The 19,707-nt window shown below is 65.3% G+C and carries 13 protein-coding genes; 10 read left to right on the forward strand and 3 right to left on the reverse strand.

From position 1 onward, the window contains the following. A partial coding sequence (locus tag ABNS06_RS17865) for an ATP-binding protein (RefSeq protein WP_348675961.1) occupies positions 1–2,132 on the reverse strand: 2,132 nt, incomplete at its 3' end. A 106-nt stretch (positions 2,133–2,238) separates the two neighbouring features. On the opposite strand from ABNS06_RS17865, the gene cysM reads away from it, so the two are divergent. From cysM to ABNS06_RS17910, 9 genes are all read left to right on the forward strand, one after another. After that, positions 2,239–3,144, forward strand: coding sequence for a cysteine synthase CysM (gene cysM, locus ABNS06_RS17870; RefSeq protein ID WP_348675962.1), 906 nt, complete (start codon positions 2,239–2,241; stop codon positions 3,142–3,144). Continuing rightward, entirely contained in the window at positions 3,141–4,499 is a 1,359-nt protein-coding gene (rlmD, locus tag ABNS06_RS17875; protein ID WP_348675963.1) for a 23S rRNA (uracil(1939)-C(5))-methyltransferase RlmD, read from the forward strand. Before cysM ends, rlmD begins: the two co-directional genes overlap by 4 nt. Then, on the forward strand, positions 4,489–4,962 hold the full coding sequence (locus ABNS06_RS17880; RefSeq protein ID WP_348675964.1) for a CYTH domain-containing protein: 474 nt from the start codon (positions 4,489–4,491) through the stop codon (positions 4,960–4,962). The genes rlmD and ABNS06_RS17880 overlap by 11 nt, the downstream gene beginning before the upstream one ends. A 2-nt stretch (positions 4,963–4,964) precedes the next feature. Further along, positions 4,965–5,447: a L,D-transpeptidase gene (locus ABNS06_RS17885; protein WP_348675977.1), complete on the forward strand. Its 483-nt coding sequence runs from the start codon at positions 4,965–4,967 to the stop codon at positions 5,445–5,447. Beyond that, complete coding sequence (gene nagZ / locus ABNS06_RS17890; protein ID WP_348675966.1) at positions 5,444–6,424, forward strand: beta-N-acetylhexosaminidase; 981 nt, start codon at positions 5,444–5,446, stop codon at positions 6,422–6,424. Before ABNS06_RS17885 ends, nagZ begins: the two co-directional genes overlap by 4 nt. Position 6,425: 1 nt before the next feature. Further along, the gene (locus ABNS06_RS17895) at positions 6,426–7,556 is read left to right on the forward strand and encodes a mechanosensitive ion channel family protein (RefSeq protein WP_348675968.1); all 1,131 of its coding nucleotides are present in this window, start codon (positions 6,426–6,428) and stop codon (positions 7,554–7,556) included. Beyond that, complete coding sequence (locus ABNS06_RS17900; RefSeq protein ID WP_348675970.1) at positions 7,553–8,107, forward strand: hypoxanthine-guanine phosphoribosyltransferase; 555 nt, start codon at positions 7,553–7,555, stop codon at positions 8,105–8,107. The genes ABNS06_RS17895 and ABNS06_RS17900 overlap by 4 nt, the downstream gene beginning before the upstream one ends. Further along, complete coding sequence (locus ABNS06_RS17905; RefSeq protein ID WP_348675971.1) at positions 8,104–8,844, forward strand: S-methyl-5'-thioinosine phosphorylase; 741 nt, start codon at positions 8,104–8,106, stop codon at positions 8,842–8,844. Before ABNS06_RS17900 ends, ABNS06_RS17905 begins: the two co-directional genes overlap by 4 nt. A gap of 166 nt (positions 8,845–9,010) precedes the next feature. Continuing rightward, positions 9,011–14,248 carry an EAL domain-containing protein gene (locus ABNS06_RS17910; protein WP_348675972.1) on the forward strand — a complete coding sequence of 1,746 codons (5,238 nt, stop codon included), beginning with the start codon at positions 9,011–9,013 and terminating at the stop codon, positions 14,246–14,248. A gap of 34 nt (positions 14,249–14,282) precedes the next feature. On the opposite strand, the gene ABNS06_RS17915 is transcribed toward ABNS06_RS17910, so the two are convergent. After that, positions 14,283–15,101, reverse strand: a complete 819-nt coding sequence (locus ABNS06_RS17915) for a CsiV family protein (protein ID WP_348675974.1) — start codon at positions 15,099–15,101, stop codon at positions 14,283–14,285. Between the two features lie 17 nt (positions 15,102–15,118). Then, complete coding sequence (mfd, locus tag ABNS06_RS17920; protein WP_348675975.1) at positions 15,119–18,592, reverse strand: transcription-repair coupling factor; 3,474 nt, start codon at positions 18,590–18,592, stop codon at positions 15,119–15,121. Positions 18,593–18,744: 152 nt separating this feature from the next. Here mfd and ABNS06_RS17925 point away from each other — a divergent pair. Next, a partial coding sequence (locus tag ABNS06_RS17925) for a thrombospondin type 3 repeat-containing protein (RefSeq protein ID WP_348675976.1) occupies positions 18,745–19,707 on the forward strand: 963 nt, incomplete at its 3' end.

Below are 19,707 nucleotides of genomic sequence, written 5' to 3' on the forward strand. Positions count from 1 at the left end.
CGCAGCGCCTGGGTGGTCTCGACGCCGTCCCGCCCGGGCATACGGTGGTCGACCAGCACGACGCTCGGGGATTCCTGCGCCGCGATGGCGAGACCGGCGTCGGCGCCATCGGCTTCCAGGGTCTGGGCGCCGTTGTCGCGCAGCGTGCGTGTCAGCAGGCGGCGGTTGGTCACGTTGTTGTCGATGACCAGTGCACTGACGCCGTCCAGTGGCAGCCGGTCGGGTTTCGCCTTGTAGTCCAGGGCATGGAGCAGCTCGCGATAAAGCGACTCGCGATCCGTGGTCTTCGGAATGGCGGCCGTGGCGCCCGCGTCGCACAGGCCGGACAGCGTCTGGTGATCCAGGCTGGTGACCAGAACCAGGACCGGCACGTGGCAGCGGTGGCCGGTGCGCAGCAGGCCGTGCAGCCAGGGTGCGTTCGCCTGCGCCGCCATGATGCCGACGCAGACCAGCTCGGGCATGGGTGACGCGGAACGCAGCTGCGCGGCCGCGAGCTCCGGATCGGCGAATTCGGTCAGCTCGGCGCTCCAGTAGTCCAGGCAATGACGCATGGCGAGACGGGCGGTGGCGTGGCTGTCGACCAGCCAGACATGACGGTGGCGCAGGCCGGTCCATGCGGTCGGGTATTCGTTGCGCTGGCCCTGCTTGTGGATTTGCATCACCGCCTCGAACACCGAGCCCCGTCCCTCGGTGCTGTCGAACTCGATGTGGCCGTTCATCATCCGCACGATCTGCCGCGAGATGCTCAGACCCAGCCCGGTGCCGGGCTGCATGGTCGTCGCGCCGTGATCGGCGCGATTGAAGGCATGGAACAGACGCTGTTTCTGCGCTTCCGGAATGCCGATGCCGGTGTCGGAAACCTGGAAACCGAGCACGACATCGGAACCGCGATCTTCCCGGACCATCACCCGCAACACGACATCACCGGACTGGGTGAACTTGATCGCGTTGGACAGCAGGTTGGTCAACACCTGCTGCAGGCGTGCGGCGTCACCGCGTAGCCGCCGTGGCACGTCGTGGTAGATGATATGGACCAGTTCCAGGTCCTTTTCGTAGGCCAGTGGCGCCAGCAGGTTGACCGTGTCCTCCACGGTGTCCAGCAGATTGAACGCGACCTCGTTGAGCGTGAGCTTGCCGGCCTCGATGCGTCCCCATTGCAGCCAGTCGTTGATCAGCGCCAGCAGCGATTGCACCGAGCGCTTCACCTGCATCATCGATTCCGTCGTGGCCGCGTCCGGCTTCTGGCGCAGCACCAGATCCGCCTGCCCCAGAATGGACACCAGCGGCGTGCGCAGCTCGTGCGACAGCCCGGACAGCAGTTCGCGACGCGAGTCGGCCAGCGTCACCGCACTGTCGCGTTCATTCTCGACTTCACGCACGCGACGACGCATGCGGTTCAGGTCGTCATGCAGCTTGTCGGTGGCCTGCAGCACATGGGTGCGCAGGTGCTCGCGGCTGTAGCGCAGCCGCTCGCCAAGCAGCCGAAGCGATCCGGCCGCGTCCGCGAAGGGCGCCGGCAGGCGTGTGATCTCATGTGTTTCATCGCCGCGCACGAGCTGGCGGATCGCCGCCTCCAGCGCATGGGCCGGCCGGCTCAGGCGGACGCGCACCAGGATGAGCGTCGCCGCGGCCAGCAGACCGATGCCGAGGCTGAGGCCCAGCAGCTGGCGGAAGCGCTTGACGAAACGAGGGTCCGCGGCCGGCGCGGCCAGACCGATCTCGAGCAGGTAGGGTGCGCCCTCGGCGGCGTCCGGCGCGACGACGCGTCGCACGCTGGGACCCGGGTCGGTACCGCCAACCAGCCTCAGCAACCAGCCGGTGACGCCCGAGGCTGGGGACTGTTCGGGCGCGGCCCAGGTGCCCAGCAGGCGCTCGCGGGTATCCAGTAGCGACAGGTAGCGAATGCCGACCAGGCCCTCGGCCAGACGTGCCAGTTCGACGGCCCTCGCGCTGCCGTCCGCCTCGGCGCTTTCGTAGACGAGGCCGGGCGTGACGGTGCCCATTTGCAACTGCGCGAATTCGTAGTCGGCCACATGGCCGCGCAGCAGCGCGAAACTCATCGCCAGCCAGACCACGACCACCGGAAACGTGATGGTTCCGAAGCCGATCCGCGTGTGCACCCCCTCATGCATGCATTCAGTATGACGGATGTCATCCCGGTTTGACGTCGGTGGCGTCGATTCCCGTCCGGATACCGACCGATTCCGGCCGCGTCGGCATTCGGTAGAATCCCGCGCCATGACATTACCGACACTCGATGCCTGCATCGGTCACACCCCGCTGGTGCGGATTCAGCGCCTGGACTCGCATTTGCGCGAGCGTGGCAATCGCATTCTCGCCAAGCTGGAAGGCAACAACCCGGCCGGCTCGGTCAAGGATCGTCCGGCGCTGAGCATGTTTCGCTATGCCGAGGCGCGCGGCGAGATCGCGCCGGGCGACACGTTGATCGAGGCGACCAGTGGCAACACCGGGATTGCGCTCGCCATGGTCGCCGCGATGCGCGGATACCGCATGGTGCTGATCATGCCGGAGAATGCCAGCGCCGAGCGCACCGCGACCATGCGGGCCTTTGGCGCCGAGATCGTGCACGTGACGCGGGCCGAGGGCATGGAAGGCGCCCGTGATCTCGCGACGCAGATGGAACGGGACGGTCGCGGCAAGGTGCTCAATCAGTTCGCCAACCCGGACAATCCGCGCGCGCACTACGAGGGCACCGGGCCGGAGCTGTGGACAGCCACCGAGGGCCGCATCACCCATTTCGTGTCGTCGATGGGCACGACCGGCACGATCATGGGCTGCTCGCGCTATCTCAAGGAGCAGAATCCGGCGATCCAGGTCGTTGGTGTGCAGCCAGCCGGTGAATCCAGCATTCCCGGTATCCGCCGCTGGCCGGTGGAGTATCTCCCGGCGATCTTCGAGCCCGAGCGCGTCGACCGGACCATCGACGTGACCGCAGAGGACGCCGAGCACATGACCCGTCGACTCGCCGCCGAGGAGGGTATTTTCGCCGGGGTCTCGTCCGGAGGCGCGATGCATGCCGCCCTGCAGCTTGCCGCCGAGGTCGAGAACGCGACGATCGTCAGCATCGTCTGCGACCGCGGGGACCGCTATCTGTCCACCGGCGTGTTCGGATCGGTCGAGTGAGTCGACGCAGTCGCCGCCGGGTACCGGTCGGGCCGTTCGAGACAGCGATCACCGCACTGGCCAATGACGGCCGGGGCATCGGTCGTGTCCCGGAAGCCGATGCCGCCGCCGATCCCGGCAAGGTCATGTTCATTGACGGTGCCCTGCCGGGCGAGACCGTCCGCTACATGCGCACGCGCAACCGCCCGGACTTCGCCGAGGGTCGGCTGGAGGCGGTGCTGAAACCGTCGCCGGACCGCGTGGAGCCTCCCTGCGAGCATGCCGGTTACTGTGGCGGCTGCAAGTTGCAGCATCTCGATGCGGCAGCTCAGCTCAGGGAGAAGCAGCAGCAGATGCTCGATGCGTTGCAACGCATCGGCAAGCTCTCGCCGGGCCGGGTGTTGCCGCCGCTGGAGGGCCCGACCCTGGGGTATCGACGTCGTGCCCGCCTGTCGGTCCGCGATGTGCCCGCCAAGGGGCGGGTGCTGGTCGGGTTCCGGGAGCGCGAAAAGCCCTATGTCGCGGATATCGAGACCTGCGCGGTGCTGGTGCCGGAGATTGGCCAGCGGTTGCCCATCCTGTCCGAGATGCTCGGGCGGCTGAGCATTCGCGATCAGATTCCGCAGGTTGAAGTCGCCGTTGGGTATGATTGCGCGGCGCTGACCCTCCGCTGTCTGCGGCCGCCAACCGATGCGGACCGCGATGTCCTGCTCGAACTGGAGCAGCGATTGAACGCACAGGTGTTTCTGCAGCCCGGTGGCCTGGATTCGGTCGAACCGCTGCAACCGCCGGCGCGACCGCTTGGCTACCGGTTGGCCGACGATGCGGTGGAGGTCCGGTTCGAACCGCTGGATTTCACCCAGATCAACGGCGCCGTGAACGAGAAGCTGGTGACGCAGGCGCTCGCCGAGCTGGCGCCGCAGCCCGGTGACCGCGTGCTGGAACTGTTCGCCGGCCTGGGCAATTTCACCTTGCCGCTGGCACGGCGTGAGGCCCGCGTACACGCGGTGGAGGGCGATGCCGGCCTGGTGGCGCGCGCCGCGTCCAACGCTGCCCGTCAGGGGCTGGATGACAGGATCACGACGGAAGTGGCCGACCTGTTTGGTGAACCCGGCGGCTGGTCCTGGCCCGGTCGATCCTTCGATCTGGCCCTGCTCGATCCCCCGAGGGCCGGGGCGGCGGAATGTCTCGATGCGCTGGCGGCCACGGGCGTCCGGCGCATCGTCTACGTCTCCTGCCATCCGGCGACACTGGCGCGGGATGCGGGCCGTCTGGTGCGCGACCATGGCTTTGGCTGCGAGGCGGCAGGCGTGATCGACATGTTCCCGCACACGGCGCATGTCGAATCCATGGCGGTGTTCGACCGTGGCCGTTGAGATCGAGCGCAAGTTTCTGGTGCGGGGCGACGGCTGGCGCGCCGAGGTTGCGCGCAGCACGCGGATCGCTCAGGCCTATCTGAACGATGAGGGGCGGGCGTCGGTCCGGGTCCGGATCGAAGGCGAGCAGGCGACGCTGAACATCAAGCAGGCGGTGGCCGGGGCTTCGCGGCTGGAATTCGAGTATCCGATCCCGCTGGCCGATGCCGACGCGATGATGCGGACGCTGGGCGGATCGCGGATCGACAAGACACGTCACCGGATCACCGTCGGTGGCCTCGAATGGGAGGTCGACGAGTTCGCCGGTGACAACGCCGGTCTGATCGTGGCCGAGATCGAGCTGCCCGATGCCGACTGGGCGTTCGAGCGGCCAGCCTGGCTGGGCGATGAGGTCACCGATGATCCGCGCTACTACAACAACCAGCTGTCCCGGCGTCCCTATGCCCGGTGGTCCGCGCCATGAGCATGAGCATCAGCCTGCGCGTCGATCTTGCTGAGCAGCAGCTCACCCTGCGAGGCGATGGCCGGGATGTGGTCTACCCGGTGTCCACCGCGGTCAATGGTTCCGGCGAGCAGGCCGACAGCGGCTGCACGCCACGAGGTTGGCATCGCATCCGGGCCAAGATCGGCGCGGATGCGCCATCGGGCACGGTGTTCATCGGGCGCCGCCCGACCGGCGAGATATACAGCGCCGAACTCGCGGCCGAACATCCGCGGCGGGACTGGATTCTCTCCCGCATCCTGTGGCTTTGCGGCGAGGAACCGGGCCGCAACCGGGGTGGGCGGGTCGACAGCATGCGGCGCTACATCTACATCCATGGCACCCCCGACACCGAGCCGATGCGCGTGCCGGCATCCCACGGCTGTATCCGCATGCGCAATGCCGATGTGATCGCATTGTTCGACCGCGTGCCCGCGGGAACCCGCGTGGAGATCGTCGACGCATGAGTCTGATGATCGATGTCGACGGGCTGGAGCTGACCGCCGAAGACCGTGAGGTGTTGAGCCACCCCATGGTCACCGGGTTCATCCTGTTCGCCCGCAATGTGGAATCGGTGGAGCAGGTGGCCGCGCTGATCCGGTCGATACGTCAGTTGCGACCGGAGCTGCTGATCGCCGTTGACTACGAAGGCGGGCGCGTGCAGCGCATTCGTACCGGCGTGACACGCATTCCGGCGATGCGATCACTGGGGCAGGCCGAACGTGCCGAACAACTGGCCGAGGATGCCGGTCTGGTCGTCGGCGCCGAGCTGGCGGCGCTGGACTTCGATCTGCCGTTCGCGCCGGTCGTCGATCTGGATCACGGGTGCAGCGGCGTGATTGGTGATCGAGCATTTCATTGCGACCCGGAGCGCGTGATCGCGCTGGCGGGCGCCTACATCCGCGGTCTCGCGCGATCGGGGCTGGCGGCGACCGTCAAGCATTTTCCCGGTCATGGCGCGGTGATTCCGGACTCGCATGTGGAGCTGCCGGTGGACGAGCGTCCCGTGGCCGACATCGAGTCGGGCGATCTGCGACCATTCGCGGCGCTGGTCCGTCAGGGCGTACCGTCGGTAATGACCGCTCATGTCGTATTCACCGAGGTTGACGACCGACCGGCAAGCTTTTCCCCGGTCTGGGTGCGCGACTGGCTGCGCGGCCGGCTGGGTTTCACCGGCTGTGTCGTCAGCGATGACCTGACCATGGGTGGTGCCGCCGCCATGGGCGGAGCGAGGCGGCGCGTCGAACTGGCCGCCGCGGCCGGTTGCGACCTGCTGCCGCTCTGCAATCACCGGCCCTCGGTGATCGAGGCGCTGGATGCGGGGGGACTGGACATGCCTCCGGGGTTCGAGTCACGTCTGGCGGCGCTATCGCGCAGGCGGGTAGAGCCGGACCCGACGGCGGTTCAGGCGGCGCGGGAGCGATTGATGGGGGTTGCGGACTGACATGGAACTGACGCAGATATTCACCGACTTCATCAGCCTTTACCGCGACCGTGGCTGGATCGGGCAGGTGGCCGGGATTGTCACCATCGTGGTGCTGGTCAACCTGCTCACGCGCCTGGTCCTGAGCCGCGCCCGCACCGCCGCCGCTCGCTCGAAGACCGTCTGGGACAACGCGGTTCTGGAGGCGTTGGGCCGGCCGCTGCGCTGGATGGTCTGGGTCATCGGTATCGGCATGGCCGCGGAGCTGGTCCCCGCGGAGGATGCGCCCGGACTGGCCGAGTGGATCCCGATGATCCGCAAGGTGCTGGTCGTCGTGCTGTTGACCTGGTTCCTGCTGCGTCTGGTGCGTGCCGTCGAGCGCGGCCTGGAGGAAATGCAGCCGGCGGTGGATCACACCACCGCGGACGCCATCGCCAAGCTGGTGCGCATCGTCGTGCTGGTGACCGCGGGGCTGGTGATTCTGCAAACCGTGGGGATCTCGATTTCCGGCGTGCTGGCGTTCGGTGGTGTCGGCGGCATTGCCGTCGGCTTCGCGGCGCGCGATCTGCTGGCGAATCTGTTCGGCGGCCTGACCATTTATCTGGATCGCCCGTTTTCCGTGGGTGACTGGATTCGTTCACCGGATCGTCAGATCGAGGGCGTGGTCGAGCGCATCGGCTGGCGGTCGACGGTCGTGCGTCGTTTCGACAAGCGGCCGCTTTACGTGCCCAACAGCGTGTTTTCCACCGTGGTCGTGGAAAATCCGTCGCGGATGACCAATCGGCGCATCTACGAAACTATCGGGCTGCGCTATGACGATGCCCGGGTTGTCGGCGCGATCACCGATGCGGTGCGCGCCTATCTGAACGAGCACGACGACATCGATCACGACCAGATCGTGCTGGTCAATTTCAACGCCTTCGGGGCGAGCTCGCTGGATTTCTTCATTTATTGCCTGACCCGGACCACGGACTGGGCGGAGTACCACGCCATCAAGCACGAGATACTGTTGCGGATCGAGGCGATCATTGCCGAGCATGGTGCCGAGATCGCGTTTCCCACCCGCACCCTGCATGTGGTCGATGACGCCGCGCCGAAGGCTGGCGGTCTGGCACCGGCCAATGAGCCCGACGGGCCGAGGTCCACCGCATGAGCGACGATCGCGCCCGGGCCATCGCGGCCAGACGAAATGCCGACCGCGTGGTCGACGAGGCGACCATCGACGAGGCCTGTCGCCACCTGGCCGCGCAGATTGACGCGTCGGTGGGTGAGGCCGATCCGGTGATGCTGGTCGTGATGAATGGTGGCTTCGTGCCGGCCGCCCGAATCCTGGCTCACATGGAAGCTGCATTCACCGTCGACTACCTGCATGCGACCCGATATCGGAATACGACGCAGGGCGGCCGGGTGGACTGGCGGGTCCGGCCATCGACGCAGTTGCAGGATCGGGAGGTCGTGGTCATCGACGACATACTGGACGAGGGATACACGCTGGCCGCCATCCAGGCCGCATTGACGAGCGCCGGGGCGGCACGTGTGCAGACGGCCGTGCTGGCCGAGAAGCTGCATGATCGCCGTTGTCCGGATGTACGGGCCGAGTGGATCGGGGTCAGCGTGCCGGATCGCTACGTGTTCGGCTGCGGCATGGATTTGTACGGCTATTTCCGGCAGCTGCCGGCCATTTACGCGGTGGCGGAGGCATGAGCGTTCTGGGCGTCATCGGCGGCACCGGGCTGAACCGTATCGACGGCGTGACGATCGCCGAGACCCGGGCATTGTCCACGCCCTGGGGTCTGCCATCCGCTCCGGCGCAGCGCCTGGTCTGGTCGAACGGGGAGTGCTGGTTCCTGCCACGACATGGTGAAGGCCACACGATTGCTCCGCACCGGATCAACTATCGCGCGAACATTCATGCGCTGGCGATGCTCGGCGTGACGGACGTCCTGTCGGTTGCAGCCGTGGGCGGCATCGATCCGGCCAATCGGCCCGGTGATCTGGCGCTGCCGGAGGATCTGATCGACTACACCTGGGGGCGGGCGCATACCTTCGCCGACGGGGTGGAGGCGCCGCTGCGGCACGTGGAGTTCGCGCCGCCGTTCGATGCGCGGTGGCGACGGCGGGTTCTCTCGGCTGCTGGCGAGGCCGGGGTGACGCTGGATGATCGAGCCATCCTCGGGGTGACTCAGGGGCCACGGCTGGAAACCGCCGCGGAAATCCGCCGGCTCGCGCGGGACGGATGTACGCTGGTGGGCATGACATCCATGCCGGAGGCTGCGCTGGCGGTCGAGGCGGGGCTGGCCTACTCCATACTGGCGGTTGTCGTGAATCCGGCGGCGGGCACCGTCGACGGGTCGATTCACGCCGCCATCGAGGCATCACTGGACGCCGGGATGGTGCAGGTGCGTCGTCTTCTGGACCGACTCGTCGCCGTGCACGGATAACCCTAGCCCGCATTCATCCAGCGACCTCCGGCCGCGGACTCTCATTCAGTTTCGGCTGATGGGATTGAATCGTTGCCACCGTCTCTGCCAGGCGGACGATCGGTGGTAATGTCTGATTGCGGATCGAATTTTCCAGCGGGCACTCCCGCGCCCCGGGCTCAGACGAATGACCAACAAGGCCAGCGGCTCAGGCCGCCGCGCATCTTCCAGAACCAAGACAACCCGCGTCACCAAGTCGGCGAAGACGGAGGGCGGTGACGTCGAGGAGTCGGTCGGCGAGGAGCCTGATGTCATCGTGGCGGACATCGATCAGGACGCCCCGATGTCGGTCGACTCGCCGATCGTGCTGGTTGGGATCGGTGCATCGGCGGGTGGCCTTGAGGCGCTGAAGGAATTGCTGTCGGAGTTGCCTCAGAGCGGTAGCCTGAGCTACGTGATTGCGCAGCATCTGTCGCCCACGCATACCAGCCTGCTGCGCGAGTTGTTGCGTCCGGGCACGGAGCTCGCGCTTTGCGACCTCGCCGATGGTCAGGCGCCGGCACCGAACACCATCTACGTCACACCCCCGAATCATGACGTGCTGCTGCGTGACGGCGTGCTCCGACTGTCCACACCCAAGGCGAGCGTCGGGCCCAAGCCGTCGGTGGACGCGTTCTTCCGGTCGTTGGCCGATTCGCTGGGCGAGAACACGGTGGGCATCGTGCTGTCCGGTACCGGTTCCGACGGATCGGCGGGGATTCGCGCCATCAAGGCTGCCGGTGGCGTGACGATCGTGCAGGACCCCAGCACGGCGAAGTTCGACGGCATGCCTCGCGCCGCGATCCAGACCGGTGCCGTGGACATGGTGATGGTGGCGCACAAGATGGGCGAGGCGCTGGAGGGTCTGGCATCAACGCCGGCCGCGCTGCGCCGCACCTTGCCGGATGACGACGACAGCAACGCCTATGCGCGCATCTCGTCGTCGGTCCGGCGGGCCACCGGCTTCGATCTGAGTCACTACAAGCCGTCGACCATCAATCGTCGTATCCACCGGCGCATGGGATTGCGCAAGACCAGCAGCCTGGAGGATTACGCGGAACTGGTCCGGACCGAGTCGGAGGAGGCCGGACTGCTGGCCCGCGACGTCCTGATCTCGGTCACGTCGTTCTTCCGTGATCCGGATGCCTTCCAGTCACTGGCCGAGTCGTTGAAATCGGCCTGGGAAACCAAGCAGGTGGACGACGTGTTCCGTGTCTGGGTGCCCGGCTGCGCTACCGGCGAGGAGGCCTACACGATCGCGATTCTGCTGTCGGAACTGTCCCGACATCAGACCAATACGCCGGAGTACCTGATCTTCGCCACTGATCTGGACGAGGACGCCGTCACCTTCGCGCGGACCGGGGTCTTCCCCGAGACCTCGGTTGACGGTGTGCCCGACCAGTTGCGCAGCCGCTATTTCGAGCGGCAGGGGCGGACCTACCAGGTCAAGAAATTCCTGCGGCAGAACATGGTGTTCGCGTCGCAGAATGTCGTGGAGGATCCCCCGTTTTCACGCGTGGACCTGATCAGTTGCCGCAACTTGCTGATCTACTTCAACCGGGACATCCAGAAGCGCGTCCTGCTGACATTCCACTACGCCATGCGGCCCGGCGGTCTGCTGTTCCTGGGCAGCTCCGAATCCATCGAACTGCACCGTGACCTGTTCTCGACGCTGAACAAGAAAGGTCGGGTGTTCAAGCGCAAGGACGCATCGACACCAAATTACGTTCCGGTCATCCCGAACAAGCGCTTTCCGGATGACGCCACCGAGTCCAAGGACAGTGGCGGGCGTCAGCGCCGGGCGGGTGGACGCGACATCAGCTCGCTGAGCCTGCGATTCACCAACCTGCTGATCAATGAATACTGTCCGCCGACCGTGGTGATCGACAATCAGGACAACACGGTGCATTTCTCGGGAGATCTGCACCCATTCCTGAAATTCCCTCAGGGGCCGGCTGATCTGCGGATCTACGATCTGGTTGCGGAACCCTTCCGTCCGGAACTGCGCGCGTTGCTGCACCGCAGCCGGCGAGAGCGGACCGTCGCGAAGGGCACGGTGTTTCACATCGGCGAGGGCGCCGACCATCGCCGGATCGTGCCGGTGGTTCGCCCGATGATGATCGACCAGCCCGACTACGTGGCGTTGTCCTTCGAGACGGCGGCCGTGCCGGCGACGGAGGCGCTTGCCTTTGACGACAAGGATCAGCGGGACAATCTGATCATCGGCGAGCTGGAGCGCGAACTGGCGAATACCCGTCAGCATTTGCAGACGGTGGTCGAGGAACTGGAAACCTCGAACGAGGAGTTGCAGTCGCAGAGCGAGGAACTGCAATCCGCCAACGAGGAACTGCAGTCCACTAATGAGGAGTTGCAGACCTCGAACGAGGAGTTGCAGTCCACCAACGAAGAGCTCATGACGGTCAACGACGAGCTCCAGAACAAGTCCGGCGAACTCGAGGCGATGGCCTCGGACCTGGCCAACGTCAAGAACAGCCTGGACTATCCGCTGCTGGTGCTGGACCGGCGCCTGCACGTGACGCACTACAACTCGGCGACCGAACGCCAGTTGGCGCAGGATCACCTCGAACCCGGTGTTTCGGTGATCAGCGTCGACTGGAACATCGACATGGAGTCGTTGCTGCCGAGATTCCGGCACGTGATGAAGACGCGCGAGCCGTTCGAGCGGGCGATCTCGGCGAGCGGTAACCGCACCTATCAGATGCACACCGTCGCCTACATCCGTTCCAACGGCGATGTCGACGGAGTCGTGCTGACCTGGATCGACGTGACCGGTCAGCGTGAAGCGGATCGTCGCGTCCTGCTGAGTGAAGCCCGCCATCACGCCTCGTTCACCAGCAGCCCGATCGGTCAGGCAATCCTTGACAGCGAATTCACGCTGCAGGATGTCAACCAGGCGTTGCGCGACATGGTCGATACGCCGTCGCTGGTCGCGGAAGGCAGGTCGTTGTCGGGCCTGCTGGACGCCGAGGGTTACTCGGCGGTGCAGCGCGAGGCCGCCGACATCCGCGAGGCACGACAGTCCAGCGCGCAGTTCGAGGTGCACTATCACGGTGCCGGTGGCGAGGTGCGCTGGGCGGAACTGGCGCTAGGCAGCATTCGGGATACGGGCGACGAGGCGCGTTACGTGATGCACCTGCGCGATGTCGATGCGCGCAAGCATGATGAGGAACGTGTGGCGGGGGAGACCCGCCGGCTGGCGCTGCTGCACAGGATGTCCACGCGTATCGCCAACCGCGAGCACACGGGCGAGATCATCGACGGTTTGCTGGAATTGCTGGCGGCGACCTACGAAGACGCCGCCGCGTCGTTCTCGATGCTGGACGGACATCAGTTGGTCTCGGTGGCGCAACGTCCGGACAGGGGTCGAAAATCACCGCGCAAGCTGAATCTCGACGAGGCGCCGGAGTTTCGCGACGCCGTGCTGTCCGGCGGCAGAACGCTGATCGCCCGAACGCTCGATGGCGATGTCGGGCCCTATGGCGGGCTGGTCCCGCGGCTCAAGAAGGACAAGGTCGAGGCGCGTGCGGACGTGACGATCCGGATCGACGCGGTCAAGGCCGGGACGCTGACGCTGGAAGGCGCCTGTGTCGCCGAACTTGCCGGGCTGGATCTGGAGACCCTGACCGCCATCGGTGAGTTGGCTACGGTATCACTGCGCAGCGCGCGCTCGCGCGAGGTCATGGAGGAAGCGCTCAATGATCTCGCCTCCGAGAAGGAGCGCGCGGACATCACGCTGGGGACGATCGGCGACGCCGTTGTTCGTACTGACGCCGACGGTCGGATCACCTATGTGAATCCGCTGGTCGAGCGCCTGGTCGGCAAGGGCGAGGAGGCGCTGTTGCGGCAACCGGTGGAGACACTGTTCGAGCTGCACAGCGTGGAAACCGAGAAGAGCGTGCCCAGCCCGGTCCGTCAGGCGCTCAAGACGGCGGCACCGGTTGAGTACTTCGGAAACGAGTATTTCATCCAGCATCCCGATCGGCGTCGCGTGTTCGCGGATATTTCCTGCAAGCCGCTGGTGTCGGGCGATTCGGACGTGATCGGTGCGGTGGTGATCATTCGTGACGTGACCGAGCAGCGCCTGCTCGCCGAGGAGCTGTCGTTCAGGGCGCGTCATGATGCGCTGACCGGGTTGAACAATCGTGACGAATTCGAGCGCAGGCTCAAGGCCGCCTTCATCGAGAGCAAGGCCGGCGGTGTGGAGCATGTCGTCGCCTTCATCGATCTGGATCAGTTCAAGGTGATCAACGACACCTGCGGGCATACCGCGGGGGATGAGCTGTTGCGCCAGCTCGCGGTGCTGATCCGCTGCAAGCTGCGGCGGTCGGATACGCTGGCCAGGCTGGGCGGCGACGAGTTCGGCATCATTCTGGATCACTGCGAGCTCGAGGCTGGCAAGCCGATCATCGAAGACGCGCTAAGTGCCTTGCGCGACTTCCGGTTCGAATGGAACGACGAGGTTTATCAGATCTCCGGCAGCGCCGGCATGGCGCAGATGAATCCGTCCAGCGCTTCGGTGGCCGCCGTCATGAGTCAGGCCGACGCCGCGTGTTTCATGGCCAAGGAGACCGGTCGGAACCGGCTTTACGTGTCCGGTGACGACGATACCGAGCTGAGCCGCCGGCACGGCGAGATGCGTCAGGTTTCGCGGATCTCCAGCGCGATCGAAAACGATCGCTGTGAGCTGGTCTACGAAGATGTCGTGCGGGTCGACGACCCCGAGACCGTGGCCTATCGGGAATTGCTGGTGCGGATGCGGGGCGACAACGATGAAATCCTCTCGCCCGGTCAGTTCATCCCGGCGGCGGAGCGCTACTTCCTGACCGCGGCGCTGGATCGCTGGGTGATCGAACACGCGATTGCCTACCTTGCGGATCATCTGGACAGCTCGCCAGCGGTGACGGCCGTGAACGTTTCCGGCCAGACGATCGGCGATCGCTCGTTCACCGAGTTCGTGCGCGAGCGGTTGACGCACTACAAGGTGCCGGGCGATCGCCTGTGCATCGAGATCACCGAAACCTCGGCAATCTCCCATTTGCCCGAAACCGCCAGGCTCGTATCCTCACTCGGAGAACTGGGTGTCCAGTTCGCGCTGGACGATTTCGGCGCGGGGATGTCCTCGTTCGCCTATCTGAAGAACCTGCCGGTCCAGTTCATCAAGATCGACGGCGGGTTCGTCCGCAACATGACCGAGAATCACGTGGACAAGACCATGGTGGAGGTGATCAATCGCGTTGGTCACGAGTTCCAGCTGACCACGATCGCCGAGCATGTCGAGACGGAGGAGCTGATCCCTGTGCTCAAGGAGATCGGCGTCGATCTGATGCAGGGTTATCAGATCAATCGACCCCGACCGCTGAAATGAACTGACGCGCCGGCCGCCGGCGCGATCGTCCGCGTCAGTCGCCGACGCGCGTCACCATGGCCAGCACGCCGAAGCGGGGATGGTCGAAGTAGTGCAGTTCGTTCAGGCGGACCCGTCGCTGCTCCCTGATGTGGAACACGCGCGCGGCCTCTTCGGGCATCGATTCGCCAGCGGTCACGGGTGACCCGTCCGTGTGCTGAGTCCACCACAGATCCAGCGCGAGATGCAGATACCGCTGAGCGTACAGCGTGATCGTGCCGTCGAGTTGATGAAGCTGGATCGGTTCAGGCGCGATCAGCGCCCAGTCACCTGGCTGCACCGTGCCGTCTTCCGCATCGATGGCGGGCGAGGCGCTGTTGTGATCCGGCGCGGTGTACACCGGATCGGCTGCGCTGTCGGATGCGCCGTACGCATCGGGCTGCTCAGCCTGCGGGGACGACGGATTGTCCGAATAGAATTCGGGCAGGAACCGACGTTCCGGGATGGGCTCGATCTGGAACGGCACGTCGTCGGCGAGCCGGATCGATGTGGCCTGATGCCGGCGCTGCCCCGGCTGTGTCCAGCTGGCGCGCAGGTAGGGAACGAACGCGCGGGCGTTCCGCAAGCGGCTCCATGCCTGCTCCAGCTTGAAGTCCGCGCCGCTCAGCGGAGTGATGCCCAGACTGGCCAGCGTGCCGGTCTCCGCCAGCGGGACACCGCCGACTTCGAAGTGGCGGATTGCGGCGGAGGCTTCGTCGGGCGATCCGTTTGGCGTCGCCTGGTTGAGAAAGACGATGGCGTCAACGCGGTAGTCGGCCGCCAGCGACGGGCCGGCGACGACGAGCAGGGCCGCGGCCAGGAGTGATCTGAGCATCATGGCGGATAGTGTAGCTAGGCTGGCTCCGAGGTGCCGGTCTCGGCGGTTTGCGGATGCAACTGGTCCAGCAATCGCGTCGTACCCTCCAGGCGTTCGGTGGCGGAATCCCGGTCCCATTGCGCGACGATCGTCGTCGCGCCGTCAAAGCGATGTTTGCGCGGGTTGCTCTGGATGAACCGGATCAACGCGGCGGGATCGACATCGGCCTTGGGCTTGAATGCAACGCGAGCGCTGCCGGCACCGGCCTTGATGGAGAGAATGCCGATGGCTTCGCAGCGCAGCCGCAGCGCGGCCAGCGCGAATAGCTGTTCGGCCCGCTCGGGGAGCAGGCCGAAGCGGTCGATCATCTCCACTTTCAGTTCGCGCAATTCGGCCGGCGACGTCGCACTGCTGATGCGCTTGTAAAGCGTCAGGCGCAGGGTGACGTCCGGCACGTAGTCGTCGGGAATGAGCGCGGCTACGCCCAGATCCAGATCGGCGCCGGAGGCCCACGGGTCCTCCAGATCAGGGTCGCCGCCCGCCTTCAGGGCGCGCACGGCCCGTTCCAGCAGCTGTGAGTACAGCGCGAATCCGATTTCCTCGATCTGGCCACTCTGTTCCTCGCCGAGCAGTTCGCCTGCGCCGCGAATCTCCAGGTCGTGCGTCGCCAGCGTGAAGCCGGCGCCGAGCTCGCCCAGCGACTCGATTGCCTCGAGGCGTTTGAGGGCGTCCTGCGTCAGCGCGCGCAGCGACGGCACGAGCAGATAAGCGTAGGCGCGATGATGCGAGCGACCAACGCGTCCGCGCAGCTGGTGCAACTGCGCCAGTCCCAGCTTGTCCGCGCGATTCATGACGATGGTATTGGCGGTGGGTACGTCGATACCCGATTCGATGATGGTGCTGCACACCAGCACGTTGAAGCGTTGGTGATAGAAATCCAGCATCACCGCCTCGAGCTCGCGCTCGCGCATCTGCCCATGCGCGGTGCGGACATCCGCCTCCGGCATCAGCTCCCGCAGTTCGGAGGCGGCGCGCTCGATGCTGCTGACCTCGTTATGCAGGTAGTAGACCTGACCGCCGCGACGGATCTCGCGCAGGCAGGCCTCGCGGACCAGTGCCTTGTCCCAGTCCGCGACGAAGGTCTTGATCGGATTGCGGGCCGTCGGCGGCGTGGCGATGATCGACAGGTCGCGCAGGCCGGCCAGACTCATGTTGAGCGTGCGCGGGATCGGGGTGGCGGTCAGCGTGAGCAAATCCACCTCGGCGCGCAAACGCTTGAGCTGTTCCTTGTGACGCACGCCGAACCGGTGTTCCTCATCGACGATGACCAGGCCCAAGTCCTTGAACTTGATGTCCTTTTGCAGGAGACGATGGGTGCCGACGACGATGTCGACCTTGCCGTCGCGCATCTCATCCAGCAGTTCGTCCTGCGACTTGCCGGATCGCAGACGCGACATCGACGCGACGCGCACCGGCCAATCCGCGAACCGGTCCATGAAGTTCTGCGCATGCTGGCTGGCCAGCAGCGTCGTCGGAACCAGCAGGCAGACCTGCCGGCCGTTGGTTACCGCGACGAAGGCCGCGCGCATGGCGACTTCGGTCTTGCCGAAGCCGACATCGCCGCAGACCACGCGGTCCATCGGATGTGGAGCCGCCATGTCATCGATCACGGCCTGGATGGCGCTGAGCTGATCGGGCGTTTCGGTGAACGGAAACCCCTCAGCGAAGCGCGCGTACTCGGCGGCGTCGAGCGAGAAGCTGTAGCCGGGGCGGGCAGCCCGACGAGCCTGGATGCTCAGCAGCTCGGCCGCTGAATCGCGCGCCTTTTCCGCCGCCTTTTTGCGCACCTTGCTCCAGCGGTCGTTGCCCAGCGCATGCAGCGGCGCGGTGTCGGGCTCGGCGCCGGTGTAGCGATGGATCAGGTGCAGCGAGCCGACCGGTACGTAAAGCTTGTCGCCGCGCGCGTACTCCAGGCGCAGGAATTCCATCTCCTGGTTGCCGACCGTCAACCGCTCCAGCCCCATGTAGCGCCCGACTCCGTGCTCCTGATGGACCACGGGGGCGCCGACCTTCAGGTCCGACAGATTGCGCAGAACGGTTTCGGGGTCGCGAACCGCGCGGCGGCGACGGGTGGCGGGTGGCTTGGACCCGACCAGTTCGGCTTCGGTGATGACGCGGACCGCGGGATCCCGAAGGGCGAATCCGCGGGCCAACGGCGCGATGCAGAGTCCGAATGGTTTTGAATCTCCGATGAACCGGGACCAGCTGGGATAGGCGCGGGGCGCCTGGCCCAACGGCCGCAGCAACTCCAGTAGTTCTTCGCGCCGGCCCTGCGATTCGGTGAGCAGCAGCAGGCGGCGTGGGTCCTCGTCGGCCAGCAGCTCGGCGATGCGGCCGCGGGCGTGCTGCCGGTCCGTTTCCGGCTGCCGGATCGGACTTGCTTCGATGTCGAAGCTGACCGCATCGTCAGCCGGCGAGTCGAGCAAAGCGATGCGCGCATACCGGTCGAAGCCGGACATGGCCGTGTCGGGTTCCACGAAGGCCTCGGCCGGAGGCAGAAGCGGGCGCTCCGGGTCCACGCCCAGGTTCGTGTGCCGGGCATTGATGGAGTCCCAGGTCTTGGTCATCGCCCCGTTCAGTCCGGACGCGAAGATCACATTGGCGTTGTCGGGCAGGTAGTCCGACAGATGCGCGGTCTCATCGAAGAACAGCGGCGCATAGGCTTCGATGCCGGCGGGCATCTGACCCTTGGAGACGCTCTGGTAGACCCGGTGCGAGGTCAGATCACCGGTGAACGCGTTGCGATACTGACGGCGAAAGCGCTCGATGCCGGCGTTGTCGGTCGGAAACGCCTTGGCGGGCAGGGGTTCAATGCGTTCGACGACGTCCTGTGAGCGCTGGGTTTCCGGGTCGAACAGGCGGATGGAGTCCACCTCGTCATCAAGCCAGTCGATGCGGTACGGCGACGGGCTGCCCATCGGAAACAGGTCCATCAGCGCGCCGCGCAACGCGTATTCCCCGTGGGATTGAACTTCCGCGACCGCCTGGTAGCCGGCGTGATCCAGCGTTTCCCGCAACGTCAGGGGCGGCAGGGTCTGCCCCTGCGCGACCGACAGCGTTCTTGCCTGCACGTAGGCGGCCGGCGGCAGGCGCTGCAAGAGGTTATCCGCGCCAACGATCACCACGCCGGTCGACAGGGCCGGTATCCGAGCCAGCGCGGTCAGACGCTCGGAAACGACCTCCGGCAGCGGCGATAGCGCGTCGTAGGGAAGGATTTCCATGTCCGGAAAATGCAGGACCGGACAGTCGTCATCGGCGAAGAACCGACAGCTGGCCTCCAGTTGGTACGCATGTTGCTCATCACGAGCGCAAAGCAGAACGAGTGCATGCGTCCGTCGCGAGAGTTGTACCGATGCCAGCGCGAGGCCCGCGTCGGGGAGTGGATTCCATGGGATGGAATGACCACGCGTCGGTTCGAGTGGCTGATTGAGGGTGGCGTTAGGTACCATGATCGGCGGCGAAGCATGGACCACACCTGCTTCGAAGACAATCACTGGCGTCGTTTGATGCGGCGCAGCAAGACGAAACAGCAGGGCACCACCTTGGCCGTGGTTTCCAACCGCGCTTGGCAGGTCGCTCGACTTTAGGGGAAATACCGAGCATGAAAAGGATATTGGCACCGTTGCTGGCAGCGACAGCAGCGTGGTCGGGGATGGCTATTGGTGCGGAATCGTTGGCTGACGAATCCGCAAATGTCGATTTTCTGTGGTTGAAGCCGGCGGGCACCATCAGCACGTCGGAGGATCTCGTGGGCTTGGATCGCGCTTTGGGCATGAACTCGGACGCAGGGATTGGCCTGGGGCTAAGTCTTTCCCCTTCGTGGTCCTATGGGTTCGATATTCGCGCTGCATTCACGACCGCGAGCTTCCAGCGCAGCATCAAGTCATTCAATGACTATTCGCTCCTGGGAGTTGACGTCGACTCATCGGACTCTCGTGTGAATTCGTCCTGGCAGATTCGGCAGCTGGATCTCTTGGCGGTCAAGTCCTACAAGGGGCTGAATTTCGGTGAGACGTGGGAGCTCGGCATTGGGGCAAGAATGATCGATTCCGAGTTCCATATTCAGGAAGTTGGGTCGCAGGCGTCTCCCCAACTGGGTAACGCACGATTGCTCGACTACCGTCCTCTACTTCACTTGGGGGCGATCTTCCCGATCATAGATTCAGCGCGAATTGGCTTCAAAGCAGGTTCCTATCCGTTTGGTGATTCCGTGAACCTGGATTCGTCGCTTTGGGTAGAGGTAGATGACCCGGGAACAGCGCTGAAGGTCCGAGCCGGTGTCAGATATTTGGCCTACCAATACGATAACGAGGACAACGTCGCTTACAACACGGAGGCGGCTGGCTTCACATTGTCGTTTGTCTATGACCTTGGGGGTGTCGCCTGGCCGTCCAAGGCGGATCAGGACCAGGACGGTGTCGTCGATCACAAGGACCGGTGTCCGGATACGGCGCCGGGCGCCGTGGTGGACGTCTATGGTTGCGCGGCCGACGAAGATCGCGACGGTGTCGCCAACGCGATTGACGCCTGTCCGAACACGCCGGAAGGGGTCTCCGTGGACGAG

The organism is uncultured Abyssibacter sp. (assembly GCF_964000955.1).
GTDB lineage: Bacteria > Pseudomonadota > Gammaproteobacteria > Nevskiales > OUC007 > Abyssibacter.